The sequence below is a fragment of the Siphonobacter sp. SORGH_AS_1065 genome (assembly GCF_030818595.1).
Lineage (GTDB): Bacteria > Bacteroidota > Bacteroidia > Cytophagales > Spirosomataceae > Siphonobacter.
Map to the genome: position 1 here is coordinate 3143524 of NZ_JAUTAM010000004.1, position 22159 is coordinate 3165682.

21 protein-coding genes are annotated in these 22159 nt (G+C 45.0%); 18 read left to right on the forward strand and 3 right to left on the reverse strand.

Translation table 11 applies throughout. The features are described from left to right. Positions 1-2: 2 nt before the first annotated feature. Positions 3-1457 carry an asparagine--tRNA ligase gene (gene asnS / locus QE390_RS13590; RefSeq protein WP_106635474.1) on the reverse strand — a complete coding sequence of 485 codons (1455 nt, stop codon included), beginning with the start codon at positions 1455-1457 and terminating at the stop codon, positions 3-5. 142 nt (positions 1458-1599) lie between these two features. On the opposite strand from asnS, the gene QE390_RS13595 reads away from it, so the two are divergent. From QE390_RS13595 to QE390_RS13615, 5 genes are all read left to right on the forward strand, one after another. Next, positions 1600-2121, forward strand: coding sequence for an RNA polymerase sigma factor (locus tag QE390_RS13595; protein WP_307142540.1), 522 nt, complete (start codon positions 1600-1602; stop codon positions 2119-2121). A gap of 5 nt (positions 2122-2126) precedes the next feature. Continuing rightward, on the forward strand, positions 2127-2645 hold the full coding sequence (locus QE390_RS13600; protein WP_307142541.1) for a hypothetical protein: 519 nt from the start codon (positions 2127-2129) through the stop codon (positions 2643-2645). Between the two features lie 7 nt (positions 2646-2652). Further along, positions 2653-3534 carry a DUF4097 family beta strand repeat-containing protein gene (locus tag QE390_RS13605; protein WP_307142542.1) on the forward strand — a complete coding sequence of 294 codons (882 nt, stop codon included), beginning with the start codon at positions 2653-2655 and terminating at the stop codon, positions 3532-3534. A gap of 5 nt (positions 3535-3539) precedes the next feature. Continuing rightward, positions 3540-5003, forward strand: coding sequence for a hypothetical protein (locus QE390_RS13610; RefSeq protein WP_307142543.1), 1464 nt, complete (start codon positions 3540-3542; stop codon positions 5001-5003). A 109-nt stretch (positions 5004-5112) separates the two neighbouring features. Further along, complete coding sequence (locus QE390_RS13615) at positions 5113-5775, forward strand: phosphatase PAP2 family protein (protein WP_307142544.1); 663 nt, start codon at positions 5113-5115, stop codon at positions 5773-5775. A 92-nt stretch (positions 5776-5867) separates the two neighbouring features. Here QE390_RS13615 and rpsU read toward each other — a convergent pair whose 3' ends face one another. Then, positions 5868-6062 (reverse strand): 30S ribosomal protein S21, encoded by a 195-nt coding sequence (rpsU, locus tag QE390_RS13620; protein ID WP_094811467.1) that lies wholly within the window; start codon positions 6060-6062, stop codon positions 5868-5870. A gap of 204 nt (positions 6063-6266) precedes the next feature. Here rpsU and QE390_RS13625 point away from each other — a divergent pair, with 204 nt between their 5' ends. The 11 genes from QE390_RS13625 to QE390_RS13675 all read left to right on the forward strand — a co-directional run bounded on the left by QE390_RS13625 (position 6267) and on the right by QE390_RS13675 (position 20343). Then, positions 6267-7205: a phosphatase gene (locus QE390_RS13625; protein WP_307142545.1), complete on the forward strand. Its 939-nt coding sequence runs from the start codon at positions 6267-6269 to the stop codon at positions 7203-7205. Between the two features lie 264 nt (positions 7206-7469). Continuing rightward, on the forward strand, positions 7470-7892 hold the full coding sequence (msrB, locus tag QE390_RS13630; RefSeq protein ID WP_307143551.1) for a peptide-methionine (R)-S-oxide reductase MsrB: 423 nt from the start codon (positions 7470-7472) through the stop codon (positions 7890-7892). Between the two features lie 207 nt (positions 7893-8099). After that, positions 8100-9530, forward strand: coding sequence for a circularly permuted type 2 ATP-grasp protein (locus QE390_RS13635; protein ID WP_106635477.1), 1431 nt, complete (start codon positions 8100-8102; stop codon positions 9528-9530). Between the two features lie 1094 nt (positions 9531-10624). Then, positions 10625-11011, forward strand: a complete 387-nt coding sequence (locus tag QE390_RS13640; RefSeq protein ID WP_307142546.1) for a response regulator — start codon at positions 10625-10627, stop codon at positions 11009-11011. A gap of 51 nt (positions 11012-11062) precedes the next feature. After that, the gene (locus tag QE390_RS13645) at positions 11063-13648 is read left to right on the forward strand and encodes a response regulator (protein ID WP_307142547.1); all 2586 of its coding nucleotides are present in this window, start codon (positions 11063-11065) and stop codon (positions 13646-13648) included. A gap of 148 nt (positions 13649-13796) precedes the next feature. Beyond that, positions 13797-14918: a thiolase family protein gene (locus tag QE390_RS13650; RefSeq protein ID WP_307142548.1), complete on the forward strand. Its 1122-nt coding sequence runs from the start codon at positions 13797-13799 to the stop codon at positions 14916-14918. Next, positions 14915-16261 carry an AMP-binding protein gene (locus QE390_RS13655; RefSeq protein ID WP_307142549.1) on the forward strand — a complete coding sequence of 449 codons (1347 nt, stop codon included), beginning with the start codon at positions 14915-14917 and terminating at the stop codon, positions 16259-16261. Before QE390_RS13650 ends, QE390_RS13655 begins: the two co-directional genes overlap by 4 nt. A gap of 180 nt (positions 16262-16441) precedes the next feature. Continuing rightward, entirely contained in the window at positions 16442-17020 is a 579-nt protein-coding gene (locus tag QE390_RS13660; RefSeq protein WP_307142550.1) for a TonB-dependent receptor, read from the forward strand. Beyond that, positions 16977-18359, forward strand: coding sequence for a TonB-dependent receptor domain-containing protein (locus tag QE390_RS13665; RefSeq protein ID WP_307142551.1), 1383 nt, complete (start codon positions 16977-16979; stop codon positions 18357-18359). The genes QE390_RS13660 and QE390_RS13665 overlap by 44 nt, the downstream gene beginning before the upstream one ends. Positions 18360-18800: 441 nt before the next feature. Next, positions 18801-19541: a LexA family transcriptional regulator gene (locus QE390_RS13670; RefSeq protein WP_106635483.1), complete on the forward strand. Its 741-nt coding sequence runs from the start codon at positions 18801-18803 to the stop codon at positions 19539-19541. A 112-nt stretch (positions 19542-19653) separates the two neighbouring features. Next, positions 19654-20343 (forward strand): hypothetical protein, encoded by a 690-nt coding sequence (locus QE390_RS13675; protein WP_106635484.1) that lies wholly within the window; start codon positions 19654-19656, stop codon positions 20341-20343. Between the two features lie 69 nt (positions 20344-20412). Here the strand turns inward: QE390_RS13675 and QE390_RS13680 are convergent, their stop codons facing one another. Further along, positions 20413-20856 (reverse strand): helix-turn-helix transcriptional regulator, encoded by a 444-nt coding sequence (locus QE390_RS13680; protein ID WP_307142552.1) that lies wholly within the window; start codon positions 20854-20856, stop codon positions 20413-20415. A gap of 120 nt (positions 20857-20976) precedes the next feature. Here QE390_RS13680 and QE390_RS13685 point away from each other — a divergent pair, with 120 nt between their 5' ends. Together QE390_RS13685 and QE390_RS13690 are read left to right on the forward strand one after the other, a co-directional pair. After that, positions 20977-21510 (forward strand): hypothetical protein, encoded by a 534-nt coding sequence (locus QE390_RS13685; RefSeq protein ID WP_307142553.1) that lies wholly within the window; start codon positions 20977-20979, stop codon positions 21508-21510. 30 nt (positions 21511-21540) lie between these two features. Further along, the gene (locus QE390_RS13690; RefSeq protein ID WP_157830213.1) at positions 21541-22122 is read left to right on the forward strand and encodes a type II toxin-antitoxin system VapC family toxin; all 582 of its coding nucleotides are present in this window, start codon (positions 21541-21543) and stop codon (positions 22120-22122) included. The last annotated feature ends 37 nt before the right edge of the window (positions 22123-22159 follow it).

Here is a 22159-nt window from a genome sequence, read left to right on the forward strand (position 1 = left end):
TATTAGAACTCTGCTGATTTAGGGAAACGGGGGAAAGGAATCACATCGCGGATGTTACCCATACCCGTTACAAACTGAATCAGACGCTCGAAACCTAAACCAAAACCCGAGTGCGGAGCCGAACCGAATCGACGCGTGTCGAGGAACCAGTCCATGCTTTGAGGCTCAATGCCGACTTCTTCCATCCGGGCTACGAGTTTTTCCAGATTATCTTCCCGCTGACTTCCGCCAATCATTTCACCGATACCGGGGAATAATACATCCATGGCCCGTACCGTTGGCCCTTTGTCTTCGGGACGATCCACTTCCTGTTTCATGTAGAAAGCCTTGATCGCCCGGGGATAATGGGTCAGGATTACGGGTTTCTTGAAGTGCTTTTCAACGAGGTAACGCTCGTGCTCACTTTGCAGGTCAATACCCCATTCTACAGGGTACTGGAACTTCTTCTCTTTGTGAGGCTTCGACTGAAGCAAAATTTCAATAGCCTTCGTATAAGTCAGACGCTCGAACTCGTTTTCTACCACAAACTGGAGCTTTTCCAGTAGTGGCATGGGACTACGCTCGTTCTGGGGCTTGTTCTTTTCTTCCTCAAGCAACCGTTTTTCGAGGAAAGCTAAATCGTCCTGGCAGTTTTCCAGAGCGTATTTAATCACGTACTGAACGAAATCTTCGGCCAGAGCCATGTTATCTTCCAGTTCGAAGAACGCCATTTCGGGCTCAATCATCCAGAACTCGGCTAAGTGACGAGTCGTGTTTGAGTTTTCGGCCCGGAACGTAGGACCAAACGTATAGATTTTACCCAGACCCAAAGCCGCTAATTCGCCTTCCAACTGCCCTGATACCGTCAGGTTAGTTTCTTTGCCGAAAAAGTCTTCTTTATAATTAATCGAACCATCTTCGTTCAGAGGGGGATTTTTAGGATCCAGCGTGGTGACGCGGAACATTTCACCCGCTCCTTCGGCATCCGATCCCGTAATAATGGGAGAGTTCCAGTAGAAAAATCCATTATCACTGAAATACTTATGAACGGCGAAAGCCAGGGCATGACGTACCCGGAACACCGCCGAAAACGTATTGGTACGAGGACGTAAGTGAGCAATTTCCCGTAGAAACTCCAGCGAATGACGCTTGGGTTGCAGCGGATACAGATCAGGATCGGCTGTGCCGTATACTTCGATGGACTCAACTTTTAATTCAACTGACTGGCCCGCTCCCTGCGAATCGACCAGTACCCCGGTAGCTGCAATGGCAGAGCCGGTCGTTACGAGTTTGAGAATATCGTCCGAAATCACGCCCGCTTCAGCCACAACTTGCAGGTTATTGATGGTCGAGCCGTCATTTAGAGCAATAAAATTGACATTCTTGCTCTCTCGCTTGGTTCGAACCCACCCCTGAACCGTTAGGGTCTGACCCACAAAACCGTGGTGACGGAGGTAATCTTTAATTTGATATTTCATGATGAACTTCGATCAGCGGCGGAACACTCGTCCGCCTGTAATGGTCGCAAAATTAGCTACTTCCTGTTACCAGAGAAAAAAAATCCGGTAATGAACCAACCTTTCTGCGTCTTCGCGGCTCTTTTGATTAGAAATTGCCCCTATGGATGACCTGTCAGCCCTTATTGAAGCCTGTATTCGGCACGATCGTATTGCTCAGCGTACGTTGTATGATCGTTACAAAAAAGCCATGTTTTCTTTGGCCTATCGAATGACGGGTGACTTTGATATGGCTCATGATGTTTTGCAGGAGGCATTTATTGAAATGTTTCGCCATCTCAATGATTTCAGACAGGAAGCTTCTTTAGGACGATGGTTAAAAACAATTATCATTCGGAAGGCTTACCGATACATTGAGAAAGGTAAGCTCTGGATAGCTGAAGTGCCGGAAGAACTGGTATCGGATACGGGTTATGCTCAGATAGAAGCTGCTCACCTGGAAAAAGCCATTTTGAGTTTACCCGATGGGTGCCGTGCCATTTTTCTGATGATTGAAGTGGAAGGATACAGTCATCGGGAAGTGAGTGAGCTACTGGATATCTCGGAAGGAACTTCAAAATCGCAGCTTCATGCCGCCAAACGGAAGCTGAGAGAACTACTAAAATCACCTGCTTTAATCAGCTAAAGACTATGGAATTTCCAACTTTACCCGAATATGAGCCAGATGAAGCGTTATGGCAAAAAATTGAAGATCAACTTCATTGGCAACAACTTCCCCATTATGAGCCCGCAGAGCGGGCCTGGGAGAAAATTGAATTACACTTACCCCGAAAAAATAAACCTCTGCGAAGCTGGATGAGCAGCCTGGCCGCAGGATTGGTTCTGGTGACCGGACTTTCTTTCTGGCTGATTACTCCGCGAAATTCGGTGAAGGTTACTAGCGAGCCGATGGAGTGGGCGAAGGTGGGGGAGTCTTCACTGGATCAGCAGCAGAAACGGCTGGAATTGATGTGTGAAATGCAAGTAATCACCTGCCAGCAACCGGAAGTACGGGAAATCAGAACGGAATTAGCCCGACTCAGAGAAGCCAGCGAACGACTGCATCAACGGACTGGCGTGTACCATAATGATCCTCAGGTAATTGCTTGGGAAAGTCAGCTCGACGACCAGCGGGCTGAATTATTAAAGCGTCTTGCCCAACTCATGTAATTAAGGTATGAAAATGAGTATTCAACGATTAGGATTACTGAGCGTCGGGTGGCTGTTAACCGTCGTAAGTTATGCCCAGACGACGCTTCAGGTAGTTAGCCGATCCCTTGAGCAGCATTATGAAGGAATCCTGGGTTTGAACATTGTAGCAGATCGGGCAGACGTAGAAGTTCGGGCCTGGGATAAACCAAGCGTACAGGTACAGGTAAACTTATCGGCTCGCCACCCGGACGGAAGTATAGCCCGACGAGAGCTAGAGTCGCTTCAATTTGTAGGAGAACGATCCGGCAAGCAGTTATTTCTCAGGAATCTGGTCGTTATGCCATCTTCGGGAAAGTTGACTTCTTCCTTCAAGACCAGTCTGATTATCTGGTTACCCGCTTCCTGTGGCTTAACCATCAAACAAAATTTTGGCGTTTTGAAGCTGGAGGGTCTTCGGGCTAATGTTCAGGCTTCAACGGAGTTTTCGAACATGAGTATTGATCAGATAGTGGGGAATATAGAGCTAAAAAGCCAGTACGGAAATCTGGAAGCCTCACGCATTACGGGGAAAATTAGGGTAAACTCCGAGTATACGAAACTGAAAGTGGAAGAGCTCAGAGGCATTTGTTCCGTCTACGCTCAGGGAGGCAGTGTCGAGATAAAAGCCACGAGGCAGTTAATGAAACTGGAAGTAAAAGCTCAAAAAACAGCCGTCCGACTATTAAACGAGGATGATACTCCTTTCAATTATCAGCTTCAGGCTTCCTACGGTAGTCTGGACTTACCCCGCAAACTCAACTTCACCTGGGAGCAAAATACGCCTGACGAACGAAAAGCTTTCCTAAAATCTAAAAAGGGTGGCCTGATTGACATCCAAACCTCCTTTGCTACAGTCAGCCTTCAATAATAGCTATGAAGAAAAGTTTATTAGTGCTGCTTTTGTCTGGATTAACCCATACCCTTTATGCTCAGAATGACAGTACGTATGTGCAATATTCCACGGACATTGATACCTCATTTGTTGAGAAGAAACGATTATTGGACACCTATGGAGATGTTTTTCAAAGTCAGGTAACCGCTAAGAGCATATTCAAAATTGTAGTGCCCCTGGCAACAGCCAAGTATGGATTTCCACCACTAATGCTCATTCCCGATGGTTTCGAATACCGTACACTTCAACGGGTAGGGTTTATTCGCCTGGCTTACGAACGAAAGCTTAGTCCGGCCTGGTCTATTAACGCTGAATTGGCTATACCGTCTGCCGTAGGTAGCTATCTGGTTAGTTCTTTACGTTTTATGATTCAGCCTCGCTGGTATTACCGCATGAACGAACGGATACGAATGGGGAAAAGTGTTAATAATGTTTCCGAAAACTACATAGGTCTGTCGCTGGAATCTTCCTTTCGGTTCATGCTTACCAAGAGTATCAACGACCCTGGTCTGGGTTACAGTAATCAGGACATTGCAGTGGTATACGGTATTCAGCGGCGATTTAAGAAACGAGGACTGATTGATTTCTCCGTTCTTGGCGGATTGAATTTCAATCGATATAAAGATAATTTCAATCCCAACTTTTACAATTCGGGTCGATATAACTGGTTTATTGAAACCAGAACTTTACTGGGCTTAGGGTTTACCAAATACTCACAAAAAACTTCTTCTAATTGTGAAATACTAAGCTGTTTTGAGCCCATCCGCTCGCTCTGGAAACTGGATTTAAACAATCCCATTCGTTTTTCCAGCGATGATAACTACCTCAGAACATCGTTGGCGTATGAACGGAAATTAAGCTCCAGTCCATTTTCCTTCCAACTGGAAGGCAGCGTGTATGGCCGTAGTTTCCAATTTCGGAGTAAGTACGTTGACCCGGAGGAGCTTAACCAAAGCCAAGTAGCCTCTCGAGTGGGGCAGGTCAGTTTAGCCCTTGAAAGCCGCTATTATTACAACATGAACAAGCGAATTCGGCGGGGGAAACAATCGGATAACCTGTCTGGAAATTTCCTGACGATGGGCTACATGAGGGAAAAGTTTTGGAGTAAAGTCAATGGTACTAGTAATGTGGCAAAAATCAGTGAATTAGAGCATTACGTTAGTATCAGTGGCGGAAATGATACGTATGGGGATGCCTATCTGGCCTGGGGTGCTCAGCGACGGTTATTTACCAATGGTTTTCTGGAGTTAAAGGCCGGGCTGAGAATGCCGCTATCACAATCCACTAGTAATCATTACGAGGTAACCCATACAACTAATGGGCAACTAATGATAAGTAATTGGGTAGAGGCGGGTGCTTACGACAAACGTCGTCATTATGTTATCGGTGGAATTTATCCTTTTGTCGATCTTAAAATTGGTCTGGCTTGGGCTAAGCGTAAATAAATCCTAAGGAATGTATTAAAAATCACCTCAGACCAGCTTTGCTCTTTGGTGAAGGGCGTACGGGAAATTACCTTTGTTGTTAGTCGAATCACAAACTAGACCTTAACACTTGAATACCGCCCTTGCCCGTTTCCTTTCGTTTGTTCTGCATCCCTTATTAATTCCGACCGTTTTATTCGGAATTATTTTTTACGCAGCCACGCCTGCCGTTGCCAATCTGGCGGCGTTCAATGGCGAGCAAACCATCGATTTTTTTGGTATCAAATTATCCTTCAGAGCAGGGCTATTGTTACTGGTTTTCTTTTTTACTTTTCTGATTCCCAGTTATTTATTATACGTACTGTATCGGCTGAAAGTGATTAAAAGCCTCACCATGGAAAATTTACAGGACCGGCGATTGCCTTACCTGGTCATTGTGATGCTGTATACCATTTTCTCCTATGCGTCGTTTCGCTACATGGCGTTGTTACCCGAGGTAACAGTAGTAATGGCCAGTATAACCTTTTCCATTTCCTGTGTCGCTTTTATCAGTCTCTACTGGCAAATTTCAGCTCATGCCACGGGAATGGGCGGAGTATTGGGCGGTTTACTGGCCCTAACCCTGAAGCTGGGACTGAGCAGTTTACTCATGCCTTTCCTGATTGTTACGTTATTAACGGGTTTTCTGATGAGTGCCCGTTTGTACCTTAATGCTCACACTCCCCGGCAGATTCTGATGGGGCTATTATTAGGAGCTATCGTCTGCGGAACTACCTTCTACATTTTTATCTAATTCTCCTGAAGGGCTATAATGCAAAAAGCCATCCCCGTCAAAAGGATGGCTAAATATGCCGTCGTAAGGGATTGTTGAATCCGTTACTGCAACTATTGTTGCTCGCTTTCCTGCATCTTCTGACGGTAAGCCGCCTTGATGACCTGGTGACGACGAGTGATTGATGGCTTCGTAAACGCCATACGAGAACGAAGTTCACGCATTACGCCCGTTTTTTCGAATTTCTTCTTGAAACGTTTGAGAGCCTTGTCAATGCTTTCGTTTTCTTTAACTTGAACGATAATCATGTGTGTTATTCGGCAATTTGAATGGTTCAACTCCAAAACAGGATTGCAAATATACGCTTCTATTTCAAAATTTCAATAGTTTATTAACAACTTTGGCGAAGGATTCGATCAGTAGGGAATTCTCCGCGGGAGATGTTGGGCATAGCCCCTCCCTTTTTCTTTTTATTTATAGGTAAATGGCCTCATCATCAAGGCATACGACACATGAAACGTCAGGCGATCATAGATTTGGGTACGAATACTTTTCAGTTGGTGGTAGCGGAAATGGAGCAGGGGAATTTTAAAATTCTGCACGATTCCAGTTTACCCGCCAAAATCGGCGAAGGTGGAATTTCGGAAGGTAAAATTTCTGATGAAGGGATCCGTCGGGCCATCGGGGTATTGAAACAGTTTCGACAGATTACGGATGAATATAACATTGAGCCTGAGAAAATTACGGCTCTGGGTACAAGTGCCATTCGCAATGCCTCCAATCAGGCCGAATTTTCCCAGCGAGTGCTGGAAGAAACCGGCATAACGGTTACCATCATCAAAGGCGAAGAAGAAGCAGGCCTGATTTATGAAGGGGTAAAAGCCGGAATGAAGCTTAGAAAAGAAACGTCACTCATTGTGGATATTGGCGGTGGAAGTGTAGAATTTATTCTTTGCAACAACGAGAAACTGTTCTGGAAACAAAGTTTTGAAATTGGTGGGCAACGATTGATGGATCGCTTCAATCAAACCGATCCAATTTTGCCCGATTCGATTAGTAAGCTCAATGAATACCTGGAACAGCAACTGGTGCCTTTAACCAACGCCGTACACCAGTACGAAGCCCACGAACTGATTGGATCGGCAGGTTCTTTCGAGACTTTACTGGACATTCATTCCATTCGTGAAACCGGCGAATTGCCTGATCTATCGTTAACTAGCGGAGAGTTGCCGCTGGCTTCGTTCATTGATTCCTACGAAAAATTCATTACTTCTGATCATGACCAACGCCTGGAAATTCCCGGTATGAAAGCGTATCGGGCGGATATGATCGTGGTAGCTAGTTGCCTCATTGCCTTCCTCCTGCGGAAATACGGTCTGAAAAATATCCGCGTTTCGATGTACGCCATGAAGGAAGGATTGTTGTCCCGAATGAGTAAGCAGGAATCATAGAATTGTTAAAAAAGCTCAACATCGCACGATACCAGTCCGTTTTGCGTATCTTTTTGAACAAGTATTTGGTAAAGAAGGTAGTTGATTAAGATTTTGGAGGCGATAAAAAAGCTAAAAAGATCAAGTACTACTAAACCTTTTACGCGTTCATAGGTTGCCTAAGTATCAACGAGAACATCACTCCAAAACCTGCATTATTAAGACGGATTGATTTGCGTAATGGAAAGAAGACACTTCCTTAAATTCTGTTTAATAACACCTTTGGTGGGCACCCTACTGACTCAGAATCCGGTTAAGCGATACCCGGTTGAAAAAACTGATTCAGAGTGGAAGCGAATTCTTACTCCCGAGCAGTATTTCGTAACCCGGCAGAAAGGGACGGAAAGGGCTTTTTCCGGAAAGTTCTGGAACAATCGGGAGAAAGGAAGCTATCGCTGTGTATGTTGTAATGCTGAATTGTTCAAAACGGATGCCCAGTTCGATAACGGTAGTGGCTGGCCCACGTTTTCGCGGGTAGCCAATCCTCGTAATGTAGAGGAAACAGAAATGCCCGGTGGCCGAGGTAATGAATTGACTTGCAGTCGTTGCGGGGCTTACCTGGGGCGGTCTACGCCGGATGGCTCCGCTCCGGGGCGATTGAAGTACACTATTAATTCGGCGGCTTTACTGTTTGAACGAAATAAATAATTACCCAGGGCCAGCAGAGAACTGCTGGTCTTTTTTGTATTTTTCCAACCAGAGGGCTTTTTTCTCATACCCAAATTTGTAGAGTAATTCGGTATAAGATTTGGTATATCTATTGTATGCTTATACTTAATTGGTTATTTTTCCGATTATGTAGAGGTTTTAATAATTGTTTAAGGAATTTTTAGATTTTATAACAACTGGACACCTATGGAATTTTCCTATGACAATTATCAGACGGAAGGTTTTTTCGATGAGATGTTTGATGCCGACGGAAACGTTCGGAAAGGATACGAAGCTTTTAAGCAACGAAGTGAGCAATTAACCTATGAAGAAATGGTTCGGCGACACCAAGCCGCCGAGCGGTCATTGATGGCCATGGGTATTACGTTCAATGTATATTCTGAAAATGAAGGTACCGAACGTATCATGCCCGTTGATATTATCCCCCGTATTATTCCGAATGAAGACTGGGCCAAGCTGGAAAAAGGTCTGATTCAGCGAATTAAGGCCATTAATATGTTCATCGACGATGTCTATAATGAACAGCGAATCCTGAACGATGGCATTGTTCCCCGCGATTTGATTGAATCGTCGAAGTGCTTTCTACCCGCCTGCAAGGGCCTTAAACCACCCAAAGGAATCTGGTGCCACATTACCGGAACGGATTTGATTAAAGGCGACGACGGCGAATACATGGTACTGGAAGACAACCTGCGTTGTCCTTCAGGCGTTTCATACATGCTCGAAAACCGGGAGTTACTCAAGCAGACCTTCCCTGAAGTTTTTGCCCGTACCGACATTCGTCCGGTTTCCGATTACCCAAGCCGATTGTTGCAGATGCTGCAATACATTTCGGGACGGCCAGATCCTACGGTTTGCGTGTTAACTCCGGGCATTTATAATTCAGCGTATTTCGAGCATTCTTACCTGGCTCAGCAAATGGGCGTAGAATTGGTAGATGCCCGTGACCTGGTAGTTCACGATGGTTACGTGAAAATGAGAACTACCAAGGGTTTTCAGGTAGTAGACGTTATTTACCGTCGCATTGACGATACCTATCTGGATCCTCAGGCCTTCAACCCGGACTCGCTGATTGGCATTCCGGGGATTTTTGATGTGTATAAAAAAGGCAGAGTAGCCCTGGCGAATGCTCCTGGAACGGGCGTTGCGGATGATAAGGTGATCTACGCCTACGTACCTCGAATCATCAAATATTACCTGGATGAAGAGCCTATTATTCCTAACGTTCGGACGTACATCTGTCGGGAAGAAGAAGACCGTGCTTACGTGCTGGAGAACATTGAAAATCTGGTAGTAAAGGAAGCCAATGAAGCAGGCGGTTATGGCATGCTGATTGGTCCCAAAGCCACGAAAGAAGATCACGCTCTTTTCCGGGAAAAAATCAAAGCAAATCCCCGAAATTATATTGCTCAGCCTACCATTTCTCTGTCACGGGTACCCTGCCTGGTAGACGGTGCCATTGAAGGCCGTCACGTAGATTTAAGACCTTATATTCTTTATGGTGAAGACGTTAACGTCATTCCCGGAGGTTTAACCCGTGTAGCTTTGAATAAAGGCTCGCTGGTAGTAAACTCTTCGCAGGGTGGCGGAAGTAAAGACACCTGGGTTATGTGGTAAATACATCATACTTTGATAAAGAGTCCTCTAGGTTAAAATCATTGACCTGGAGGACTCTTTTTTATTCTTCAGCGAATGTAGCCTGATCAACAAAGCCTGTTTTATACTACGAATTATCACTTTTAAAGCCTTCACAATCGAAAGGAGTTCCTTGGCTATGACCCTCGCAGTCGCTCGGCTCTAGCCGAGTGACGAGGTAGTTTGGTAGGCCTCTGGCCGATGTTAGCAAGCTTGTTTTGGTTTGGGAAAAGTTGTTTTATGACCCGCTAGGGGTTCGCCTCTACCGGCCAGAGGCCTAGAGCTAGGTAGCCACTCGGCTAGAGCCGAGCGACTGCGGGTAGCTTTTCGAACGTAACAAGAGCCCTTGGGTAGAACGGGGCGGGGTTGGTTTAGTCAAGTTACCGCATGCCCTAATACGCTCGAAAAAGTCATCAGATCCTTCGCTTCGCTCTGGATGACAGACGCTGATGATAAATTAGTTGGGTGTCATTTAAGTCCCCGGATAAAATCTGGTTAAGAAACTAAGTAAGCTCCTACCGTCTAAGGCAAAGAAATATAGCAAGAAACAAAGGGCTTGGTTAACTGGAAGACCTTACTTAGGATTGAAATCACCTTCCTTGATTGTTAGTATGTCAAAAACCAGTAAGTTGCTCTAAATGACAAGCTTGAAGGGATAACGACAGGTAGAACCTGCCACTTGGGAGGAACGAGATGGAATCTCAAACCAGTGCTGAGCACTTCTGTAGAATGAGACGGCTTTGATGTTTTTAAAGGTATCGTATGATCTAATACGTTCTCAAGGTAATGAAGGTTCTTCGCTTTGGAGGACAGACGACGGGGTTTTCAGCAATGAAACGAGAGACTCAAGCAGGGTCTCTAACTTATAATAAAAGATCAATTTAGCCAACCTCTAAGACTTTCAAAAAACAGAACTTTTAGAACCCGAATTGGGTTACGAACCAGCGGAATCAGACTCCGCAGGAACAATTATTTTTATTTTGTAGCTTAATCGATAACTTCGTGCTTTGCTGCGTTTATTAAGAGTACATATTGTTTACAACTGGATTTATAACGTTTGTACCTTCAACAAGAACATGTCCGAATCTTTAGCTAGTTCTGATCTTCCTGTGCTAAAAGTATTATTGGTAGACGACCAGCCTTTTAATTTACAGATAGCCCAGCGGGTAGTCGCCAAAACGAGTGCGTTGGTCCAGACAGCAGAAGGCGGGTTAGCCGCCATAGAATTGGCTCGTAAAACGTCTTTCGATTTTATTTTAATGGATATCCAAATGCCTGATTTGGATGGTTTTACAGCCAGCAAAGAAATCAGATCATTTGATGCTAAGGTGCAGATCTACATTATGTCTGGAGATGTGCCAACGGAGGAAATATTGAATTCTGAAGCCGTTAATGGCTACATTATGAAGCCTCTGCGTCCTCAAGCCCTATTGTCTTTACTAACTGATATATCATCTAAATAGCTCTATTATAACTATAAATTAAAAATATTCAATACGACTGCACATTCACGGATGCGACTTAAATTCTGGATAGGTTTAATGTTAGGGGGAGGGTTTCTTATAGAAGTCCTTCTGGGAATTAATGGGCATCAGACGATCCAACGGCTGGTAACGACCAATAACTGGATTACTCATACGCACGTGATTCTCGAAAAAGCGGAACAGGTTGACACTCGACTGACGCATATCGACAATGACTTGCGGGGACATTTGCTCAGTAAAAATCCCTATTTCCTAGCAGATTTTAATCGAAACGCAAAAGATCTGATTGATCAGTCGAAAGATCTAAATGACTTCGCCCGAACGGACCTCCAGAAAAAGAGATTACGTTTTTTTAATCAGAAGCTTCTTGAAAAACTAAACCTAGGGCAGAAGCTATTCCTTCAGACTAGTATACAGGATAGTATGCAGAAGCTGGATTCGGGGCGGGCTTATCTGGATAAGACCTATGAATTGCGGGCTTTGTTGGTTGAAATTCAGGACGATGAACAAACCCTGCTTGCCAAACGCGTACAGGAGAGTGAAGAGTCGGCGAGCGAAGCAATTCTAAGCATTTTTGTTGGAACACTTGTGGCGGTTATTATTATTCTCGGAGCCGTTTTTCTGCTGTTTCGAGTATTGAAAAGCCGAACGAAACTTAACCTGGAGTTACAGGAAAACGAAAAACGACTGAAGGAAATTCTGGATGCCATTCCAGCCGCCGTTATTGTCTATGATCAGCAGGGAAAGGTGTTTTATACCAACAAAAACACGCGTACGATGCTGAGGCAACAGTCGGTTTTTGATTCGTACCATACCTTATTCCGCTCCTTACAAATTTATCGTTTTCCAACTGGCGAAGAATACCCGCATGAAGAACGACCTTACTTCAAGGCCCTCGAAGGACGGGCTGTTCAGGTGGACGATATGGAGTTGCGGATTGGAGAAGAACGTACCTTGTTATTGAATTCAGCCGTCCCTGTGTATGATACAGACGGAAATATTCAGTATATTGTTTCGAGTTATGTTGACATTACAGATCGATTATTGTCACATACGCGACTGCGGGAAGCCAAGGAAATGGCTGAGAAAGCGGCTTTGATGAAGGAAAACTTCCTGGCAAACATGAGCCACGAAATCAGAACGCCCCTTAACTCGATTATTGGATTTACAAACTTGCTGGAAACTAGTCCGTTAACTCAGGAGCAGATTGAATATTTAAGAGCCGTTAATACCGCTAGTCGTAATCTGCTAACCATTGTTAACGATATTCTGGATATTTCTAAAATTGAAGCAGGCATGCTTCAGTTCGAGAAAATACCATTCAGTATTACTGCTTTGGTGCAATCCATTAAAATTATGCTTCAACCAGCGGCTTTCGATAAGCAACTGGCTTTGGAAGTGCAGATTGATCCGAATTTACCCTCGGTGGTACTGGGCGATCCAACGCGATTAACCCAGGTATTACTAAACCTGGCTTCGAACGCTATCAAGTTTACTGAGAAAGGGAAAATACACATTAGTGTTCATTATAGCCGCCAGGAAGGTGACGTAGCCTGGGTGAAGCTGGTTGTGCAAGATTCAGGCATTGGGATTGCCACAGACGTATTACCCCACATTTTTGAACGATTCCGGCAGGAAAGTTCATTTACTACGCGTCAGTATGGCGGCTCGGGTTTAGGATTAAATATAGTTCATTCGCTGGTAGAGATGCAGGGAGGATCTATTGCGGTGATTAGCACGCCCGGATTGGGCTCTACCTTTACTGTCGATATTCCCTACGAAGTGGCCCGGCAGGAGGTACTCGAAGAATCAGAGGTTGCTTCTTCGAGTAGCCAGTCTAATCTACATATTAAAGTCCTGATTGTAGAGGACAACCCTATGAATCAGAAGCTGGCTACTGCCGTACTGAGCCGAATGGGTTATTCGTCCGAAGTGGCAGGCAATGGAATAATAGCCCTCGAGAAATTAAAATCGAACAGGTACGATCTGATTTTGATGGATATTCAGATGCCCGAAATGGATGGCTATGAAACTACCCGTCAAATTCGAACCGTTTTGAAACTGGATGTGCCGATCGTAGCCATGACGGCTCATGCCCTGGTGGGAGAACGGGAGCATTGTTTGCAGGTGGGTATGAATGATTTCGTATCCAAACCTTTCCAGATGAATGATTTATATAAAATTGTTCGGAAGATGCTTCAGATTAATACGCCTACCTTTGTACATTCTGAAAATGCTCTAAAAAACGATCCAAAAATGATGGCTCCTACACTTAATCTTGATTATTTGAACGATGTAACCGGCGGAGATCACGAATCGATGGCGGACTTATTAACCGTATTTTTAGAAGAAACACCTCTACAGCTCCAAAAAATGAATGATGCTTTGCAGGCGGGTAATGTGGAGGAAGTAGGGAAAATTGCCCATGCCCTAAAATCGCCCGTTCAGATGATTGGAGCAGAAGAACTAACGCCTACATTTATTAAGTTACAGGAGTATGGTACCAAAGGTGCGGATATTAACCTGGTTCAGCCGTTGGTACATGAGGTGCAGGTACGCATAGATGCGTTATTACCCCTCGTGGAAGAAGCACGCAAAGAATACTTACCTGCCTAATGTCACGTACAAAGGCGATCTAACAGCGATTCATTTTTGTAACAGGAAAATAGTTACTTCCGCAAAATGCCGTAATCAGAACCTGGATTACGGCATTTTTTGAATAAGATTTTACCTTCGCAGGGTTATTCAAGCTTAATTGCATCCAATGTCAGCATACATCGTCGAAGGTTTTCGCCTGCCTACGGGTAAAGCAAATGGCTATTACAAGACCGAAATTCCTGAGCGATTAATGGCTGAAATACTCCGGGAGTTTCTTCGTAAACATCCTTCTCTTTCGGTAACGCTGGATGAAGTAATGCTTGGAAATGCCCTGGGGACGGGTGGAAACATGGCTCGTTATGCCTTACTAGAAGCCGGACTTCCAGTAGCTATTCCGGCTACGACCATTGATATGCAGTGCGGAGCGGGACTGCGGTCGGTGATCATGGCCGAAGCCCAGCTTCGAAGTGGAATGAGTCAGTGTGTGATTGCGGGAGGTATGGAAAGCAACAGCCTGGCCCCCCGAAGACAGTATCACACGCGTGATTTTCGGTATCAGGATGAAGACACGTACTATACGCAGGCCACCTTTGCTCCCGAAAGTTGGGGTGATTCGCGATTGACCGAAGCGGCTCGTCTGGTTGCTGAAACGTATGGCATCACGAAAGAAGAAATGATCCGCTGGACGCTTCGAAGCCATCAGTTAGCCAGCCAGTCGGAACAGCTATTGAAGGAAATTCGTCTTCCGTATCAAAATTTTTTCAGCGATCAGCCCATCCGCAAAAATCTGTTGGAATCTCAGTTATGGGCAACGCAAACCTCAGCTTTAATTGACCATACCAATACCGCTCATTTACATGACGGAGCTGCCGGAGTTCTGTTAATCAATGCACCGGAAAAAGCTGATTTTCAGCCCAAATTCAGGATTGTAGCTTCGGCTCTTGCAGGGGGGGGACCTACGATGGCTCCGGCTGGGGTAATCTGGGCTACGGAGCGGTTATTAAGCCAAAGTAAAAGGTCGATTCAGGAGATTGATTTATTCGAAATCAATGAGTCATTTGCGGTAAAACCACTCGCATTTATGCGGCACTGGAATATTTCCGAAGAAAAAGTGAATATCTTTGGGGGCAATTTGGCTTACGGACATCCGTTCGGAGCCTCTGGAATCATTAATTTAATTCACCTCATGCGGGCTCTCGAACATACCCGCAAGCGATTTGGACTCGTAACGGTCGGTGTTGCCGGAGGACTCGGAATCGCTCTAATGATCGAAAATCTCAACGCGTGATCGTTCAGAGAATTCTTCATACCGCTGAAAAATTTCCTGAAAAGCAGGCCATCGTGTACGGCCTGCAGAGTCTTTCGTATGCCGAGTTGAGTGAGGAGATTAAGTATCGGGCGGGGGCTTACCAGCACCGAGTCACTGCCCCCAAAGTTATCCTGACGCACGCCCATTCGCTGGAAAATCTGCTGGATTTACTGGCGTTACTGGCTCTTGGGAAAGCCAGTATTATGGCTTCTACTCAGCTAAATGAGGAGCAAATTCAGGGCTTGCTTGAACAGGAAGAAGCGACGACTTTACCACCAAGAAATCAGGAAAGCGTAGCTCTGACCGATATACAGTCCGCTACCTTGACAGATCGGTTTTTGGGTGTATTAACCTCTGGGACTGAGTCAACTCCCAAAGTAATCTGGAAAGACTACCAGAGCTGGGTAACGGCTTTCCCGCATCAAAGTGACGTATTTGGCATTACCCCAGATGACCGTCTGTTTGTGCTGGATGCCCTGAGTTATTCGGCTAACCTGAACAGCGTGCTGCATATGCTCTGGCAGGGAGGCACGGTGGTCATGACTTCACTGAAGTCGGCTGCCAGCTGGCCCCGACAAATGCAGGAGCAGCAGATTAGCTCAGTGTTTATGGTGCCTTCGCACTATCGGCTTTGGGCAAAAAAATCATTATCGCTGCCAGGAATCCGGTCACTGGTTAGTGCGGGGGAAAAGCTGGAGGCTTCATTAGCGGAAATTCTGCTGGCATGTTGCCCCGACGTTTTATTGACCGAGTATTACGGTGCTGCCGAGTTAGGGCACGTCAGTTACCAGCAGAATCAGGAGATTATTCAGCATAGTTACGCGGTGGGGCAGGCCTTTCCCGGCGTAAAAATCAAAATCGTTGATCAGCGAATTTTGGTTGAAAGTGACTATGTATCACCCGATTACCGGGGCGTTAATACGGTTTTTGATTTAGGGTTAATCGAAGACGGACGCCTGATTCTGATGGGCCGTTCGGGCCGGATGTTTAATCGTCGGGGGCTGAACGTTTTTGCTGAAGAAATAGAAAACAGTGCGAAACTGCTACCTTTTGTTACCGAAGTAGCTGTCATAGGCTTGCTTCGGGAGGACCTTTCGCACGATATCTATCTGGTGTTTAGTGCCAGTTACCCGGGTCATGTTCAGGCAAATTATAGCCAGCAGCTAAAAACCCATTTATTACATTCCTTACCTACGTTCAAACAGCCCAGACGTATTCTGGAGTTACGCAATCTTCCCCGAAAAGATAATGGAAAGATTGACTATCAGGCTGTTGCTCGGATTTTTTCCGAAGAAGATTCCCTTGCTACGCTCGAACGTTAAGTTCGATTGATCGGGTTGTTCCTTTGCTGTGAATCTTCAGGGTTCACTAGCCTTTACCCGATTGTACCCTGTTTTTCTTTTTCTTAACTCACTCACAGAAGTGTGATGGAATTCTAGTGCCCAGGCATTCATGAATGATCCATTTTAAATCTTGCTGAGTCCTTATGCTTTGTTTATTACATGAAACGTATAGTATACATCGTTGCATTTCTCCTTTCTGCCCATTTGTACGCTCAGGATTCCACTAAAACTGTTGGTTTATCGGAAGTTACAGTGACCGCTAACCTACAATCAACGGATATTCGGAAAACGGCCCGTAACGTCACCGTTATTACCGCTCAGGAAATCGAAAAAGCTCCCGTTAAGACCCTGGATGGCGTATTGCAATACGCTTTGAACGTCGACGTGCGGTCGAGAGCTCCGTTGGGTGTACAGGCCGACGTGAGTATTCGCGGCGGGAACTTCGATCAGACGCTGATTTTGGTGGATGGTGTTAAAATGAATGATCCGCAGACGGGCCACCATTCGCTCAATTTGCCTTTTCCATTGGAAATGATTGAGAAAATAGAGATTCTTCAGGGCGGAGCTTCGCGTGTGTTTGGTCCCAGTGCTTTTTCAGGGGTTATTAACATCATTACCAAAAAGAATCAGCCCAGTCAGGTACAAATTGGAGCCGCCGGAGGTCAATATGGTCTGTATCAATTAAATACAGCGGTTGGGGTTAACCACCGAAAAACAGACAACACTCGTAGCGGCTGAAAAAATTCATAGCGATGGATATGCCTATAACACCGCTTTTGACCGACATAATCTGTACGGAAGAACGGCTTTCCACTTAGACCGGACGACGCTGGCCTTGCAGGGTGGTTTTATGGATAATCAGTTTGGAGCTTCCAATTTTTATCATCCCAAATTCAACAATCAGTACGAGCAGGTAAAGCAGTATTTTGTGGTGGCTCAAGCTGACCGACAGCTAACCAAAAGCTGGTATTCAAACCTGACGGGTTCCTGGCGGCGGCATTATGATATGTACGATTTCAATAACTATCGCTACACCAAACCGGCTTCCATTAACTTTCACCAAACCAACGTCTATGATATCGAATGGCGTAACAAGTGGACGAATGCCTGGGGTACCACTTCCTTTGGAGCCGAGTGGCGGCGGGAATCCATCATTAGTAACCGTCTAGGAGATGCTTTAGCAAAGTCGCGGGAAGTGCCGGGTTTTTTCGGTAATAATTACACTTTAGGCAAAGACCGGGATAATGTCAATTTTTACCTGGAGCAATTCAAACGCTGGGATCGGCTGACGCTGGTGGCAGGGACGCTATTTAACATCAACTCGCAGTTTGGTAACGAATGGTACCCCGGACTGGACGCTTCTTATTCGCTCTCTGAAACACTTAACATTTATGGAAGTGTGAATCGGGCGGTGCGTTACCCGACTTTTACGGAGATGTATGGTAATACCTCTACCGTTATTGCTGACCCCAATGTGCGGCCAGAAAAAGCCTGGAGTTATGAGGTAGGAACGAAGCGATTTACAGCGATTGACCAAACGACTCTTTCTGTTTTCTATCGGCAAAGCAGTACGGCTATCGACAAAATCAAACGTCCCGATCAGGCCGTTCCCCGCATTGAAAACATTAATAATCTGAACACGATTGGGGCGGAAGTAGCGTATACTTTAAGAATGGCTCAGGTGTTGGGTAATGAGAAACACTGGTTTCAACGACTAACTTTCAATTATGCCTACATCTGGGCGGATAAGAAGCAAAATAACTTCCAGTCGTTTTATACCCTGAATTACCTGCGGCATAAATTGAGTGTAGGAGCGAATGTGCGGCTGGCCAAAGATCTTTCGCTGGATCTTTGGTATACGCTCAAAAAACGCGAGGGTGAATACCAATGGGATGCCACTACTGCCCCCGAGCCTTACGCCACGATTCACCTGGTCGATACCCGCCTCTCCTGGAATCGTCCAAAGTTCCGGTTATTCGTCGATGCCAATAACCTGTTGAATCAGTCTTACTTTGAACACGGATTTGTACAGCAACCCGGTCGCTGGGTGACGAGTGGAATCTCGTTGAAATTGTAATGACTTTTGCCGCTGTCGGCTTGTAAAGTGTATGGAAGAGTAGTTGCTGCCAGCGGAAACGCTGGCAGCGGCGTTTATAGACTAGTAGGCTGTTGAATTATTATTGTTTTGAGCACGGAATTATACAGCAAGCTGGCTGGGCCACGCTAGCAGCGGCATTATTAGGTTATCAGTTCATTAAATTGATTTTTTGAACATAGACTTGTACAGCAATTCGGTCGCTAGGTTACATTCTTTGCCACTGGAAGCAGCATTTGTAGGCATCATCCATTGTCGATAACGACCATCTATTCCTACCCTGGTAGAGTTCTATAGAAAAGCATAATTACTACTATATAATTCTTATTGAAATTTTTGAACCAAAAAATGTGTACGTTTCTTGTTCGATACGAGAAAATAATTCTATATTTGTTCAAAAGTTATAAGAATTGACTAAAAAAAATGGATAATATATCTGCTGAAGAGCTAACACAACCGGACTTTTTTTCCAGAAATCTAGTTCAGTTACGCGGTCGATTAGAGGGGAAGGTTTCTCAGCAACGTCTGGCGGATGAATTAGGATTAAAAAAGTCAACCTGGGCTGCTTATGAATCTGGACGGGCGGAGCCTCGCTACGGTGATTTAGTAAAAGTAGCAGATTTCTTTCAGGTAAGCGTAGATGACCTACTTCGGAAAGATCTCAGTAAAGAGCCTGTAAACATGCCTAAAGTTCCTGAACTTCGGGTATTAGCCACAACGGTAGATACGCAGGATCAGGAAAACGTTGAATTTGTTCATGTTAAGGCTTTAGGTGGGTACGCAGAAGGCTACGGTGATCTGGATTTTATTGGCAAATTACCTACGTTTCACCTGCCTTTTCTGGCTCGCGATCGTAAATACCGGGCCTTCCCTTACGAAGGTGAGTCCATGCCTCCTTTACGCGATGGAGCGGTAGTCTTTGGGGAATACATCGAAAATTGGGAAGCGGTCAAGAATGGTTCGATTTGTCTGGTCGTTACTCAGGATGAAGGAGTCGTATTAAAAATGATTTATAACTACCTTGCCGAAAAGGGAGTGCTTGTACTAAAATCATTGAATGATCGCTATGCCCCTTATCCCGTTCGCCGGGAAGATATTCGGGAATTATGGCGTTTCGCGGGCTATTTTGAAAATAATTTCCCTATTCAGCGGCTTTCCGAGTAGTGTATAAAAAAAGTGAATAAATGTCTTTATTTTTTGTATAATTTTAAATTTTTATTTTATATTTGTACAAAAGATATAGACTTTATTGAGTCGCTAAAAAAACACTATGGCTATGAATTCATCGAACCCAGTAGCACTTGCTTCGTCAGAAAAAGGAAATCTCAAATCGTATCAGATTGAGCGAGTGGATGAAGAAACGGGAGCAATGGTTGCAGAAAGCAAGTTTCTGTATCTGGAAGGCCACCCACGCGAATATCGATTCAACGGTCAAAATGGCCAGTTTAATTTATACGGAGAACGAATCCTGACGGATTCCATCGGTAAGCCCGTTACTGAATTTTCATTTCAACCCATCGCGTACCGGATTTTTGAAGATACGCTCTTTACCAGAAGTGAGCAGGAAGTATGGGCGGAGTTTTTCTTTGTAGATTCGGATAACTGCGTGGCTTCGCTGATGTTTAACAACACATCCGTTTCAGAGTTGTACCGTATGATGCAACCCGTTTTTTACGAAAGAAAAACGCTGTGTGATTTAATCATTACAGTGAAACCAGAGAAAGTGACGAGCAAAGCAGATTCAGGAAAATCCTGGTACATCGCTCGGTTCTCGTACCGGACGGGCAATGAAGAGCTTGCGAAAGAATACCGCGATTTTGCCCGGGATCATCATTTGTATCGGGCCGAAACATTGACGGATTCAGCTTTACATCGGATTGTGTCTAAATTCTACAACCGATTACCCGAAGCTGAACTGGTTTCTTTGCCAGAATCGCCGAAAGAATTGGCTAGCAAAGCGGCCTAACCGCAAAAAGAAAGACCGCCAGCTGGAAATGACTCGTGAGAAAGTGAAGTTGGCGGTTCTTTCTAATTACTAAAGACTGTTTTCGGTTTGAGTAGGCTTAATGCTACCGATAACGTCACGAAGAACAACGATTTGTTCTTTAAGGAGGGCAATAACCTCGTCGCGATCATGAACTTGTTTTTCAAGAAACTGAATCTGTTTTTGCAGTAACTCCAAACCAGAAAGGGGTCCATTCGTTTCAGCATTGATGGCTTCAGAGGGGTAAGTAGGGAGGGTTTGAATAAAAATATTACCCGTTCCCCGAAGTAACCAGTTGCAATCAAGATCATCGTATACGGAAGCAATCGACAATAACGTATCGTAACTCGGTTGTGTTTTACCTTTTAAAATGGAGTAAAGTTTGGCAGGTTTTGAGAAGCCTAATTCCTGACTAAACCGGTAAGGAGTCAGTTTTTTACTTTGAATTAGGTGAGATAACCGTTCGTAGATAGTTGCCATTGAGGTTTGTTCCATATCCGTGCAAGAGTTTTTGTGGACTTCAGCAAAAGTAGTCAAATGATTTTTAAATTATTGCTGAAAATGCTCAATAATTTTTTGATATTTCTAAAATAATGGGGTTTTCCCGAAATTGAAATGATCAAAGTGCATAAAGAGCCAGCGATAGGCCGTTTGGCCACGCTTCCATCTATCGAATATCAATTATTACGGGAAATTCAACCCTTAACGGTTCGGCAGGTGGCTACCCCGTCTCCGGCATTGCTGGAGTTGTATGAACAGGTTCGGGAAAACTCCACTTTTGGAACGGCCTGGCGGTTTCCAAAGTGTAGTGAAATCAGTAGAAAACTGGGAAAAGATACGGTAATAAAGCTTTTAGCGATTACGCTGGCGGATTTGTCACAGATTGCCCACGCGGATTGCCGTTTATTTCCCGCTCAAATTACAAGCCTAGCTGAAGAATTGGCCCAGCAGTTTCCATACGAAAGTTATCGTGAATTTGTAGTGGCGTTTAAAGAAGTCCGCAGTCGGGTTAGTCGCTGGAGAAGGCCCCTGAGCCGTCGGCGAATCATCCAGCTCTTGCATATTCACTTTGAGCGTCGGGCTGAATACCTGGAACGCTTCCACGGAAGCTATTCCGAGAAAAATCCTGCCTACTCACAAAGGGCCTAATGATTTGTGAACCTTTAATTCTTTATTCCCATGCCTTCAAAACTAGTTACATCCTCGGTTATTCCTGTTGAGGTAATGGCCCCGGTGGCTGCTCGTACGCGTAAAGCTCCCAAAGTGCCCAAAGATTTCGTAGGCAAGGTGTCTGCTCAGGTTTGGCAGGAAATACAACCGTTAAAGACCGATTTTAAAGAACCCAAACGTTGGCCCAAGCACTTACTGCTAGATACGCCAACGCTGGATTACCTCATTCGGGATGCTTACCGACTGTCACAGACGGCGGTGGTGGCAATCAATGAGCCTGGCATTACCTGCTATGTGAGTGAATGCTCCTGGCTGGAACTGGCCGAAAAGATGAAACGTGATTTATATGAAATCAATGTCAGCTTTGGTGAATTCATGAACCAGGTAATGACTCACTATAAATTACAATTATTACCCATGGATGCTCTGGCTCTGGAGAAATACCGGAACCTTTCCGCTTTACCAAACGCTGCCAGCCGCATTACCTGTGGCTGGTTGGTAGCTCAATCTTTGGCCATAGGGGCCACCTTAATTTCTCCAGATGGTCATTTTGAGGCTTATCGTTCGCAGGGATTGAAGCAGCTTTGGTAAGCGTATATTGTATAACGTTATTGATTCCACCCGCCTA

Coding starts and splice junctions, on each gene's coding strand:
- QE390_RS13595 (WP_307142540.1), top strand. CDS start 1,600: ATGGATGACCTGTCAGCCCTTATTGAAGCCTGTATTCGGCACGATCGT.
- QE390_RS13605 (WP_307142542.1), top strand. CDS start 2,653: ATGAAAATGAGTATTCAACGATTAGGATTACTGAGCGTCGGGTGGCTG.
- QE390_RS13600 (WP_307142541.1), top strand. CDS start 2,127: ATGGAATTTCCAACTTTACCCGAATATGAGCCAGATGAAGCGTTATGG.
- QE390_RS13690 (WP_157830213.1), top strand. CDS start 21,541: ATGCCTTCAAAACTAGTTACATCCTCGGTTATTCCTGTTGAGGTAATG.
- QE390_RS13675 (WP_106635484.1), top strand. CDS start 19,654: ATGAATTCATCGAACCCAGTAGCACTTGCTTCGTCAGAAAAAGGAAAT.
- rpsU (WP_094811467.1), bottom strand. CDS start 6,062: ATGATTATCGTTCAAGTTAAAGAAAACGAAAGCATTGACAAGGCTCTC.
- QE390_RS13640 (WP_307142546.1), top strand. CDS start 10,625: ATGTCCGAATCTTTAGCTAGTTCTGATCTTCCTGTGCTAAAAGTATTA.
- asnS (WP_106635474.1), bottom strand. CDS start 1,457: ATGAAATATCAAATTAAAGATTACCTCCGTCACCACGGTTTTGTGGGT.
- QE390_RS13645 (WP_307142547.1), top strand. CDS start 11,063: ATGCGACTTAAATTCTGGATAGGTTTAATGTTAGGGGGAGGGTTTCTT.
- QE390_RS13680 (WP_307142552.1), bottom strand. CDS start 20,856: ATGGAACAAACCTCAATGGCAACTATCTACGAACGGTTATCTCACCTA.
- QE390_RS13625 (WP_307142545.1), top strand. CDS start 6,267: ATGAAACGTCAGGCGATCATAGATTTGGGTACGAATACTTTTCAGTTG.
- QE390_RS13670 (WP_106635483.1), top strand. CDS start 18,801: ATGGATAATATATCTGCTGAAGAGCTAACACAACCGGACTTTTTTTCC.
- QE390_RS13685 (WP_307142553.1), top strand. CDS start 20,977: ATGATCAAAGTGCATAAAGAGCCAGCGATAGGCCGTTTGGCCACGCTT.
- QE390_RS13660 (WP_307142550.1), top strand. CDS start 16,442: ATGAAACGTATAGTATACATCGTTGCATTTCTCCTTTCTGCCCATTTG.
- QE390_RS13610 (WP_307142543.1), top strand. CDS start 3,540: ATGAAGAAAAGTTTATTAGTGCTGCTTTTGTCTGGATTAACCCATACC.
- QE390_RS13635 (WP_106635477.1), top strand. CDS start 8,100: ATGGAATTTTCCTATGACAATTATCAGACGGAAGGTTTTTTCGATGAG.
- QE390_RS13650 (WP_307142548.1), top strand. CDS start 13,797: ATGTCAGCATACATCGTCGAAGGTTTTCGCCTGCCTACGGGTAAAGCA.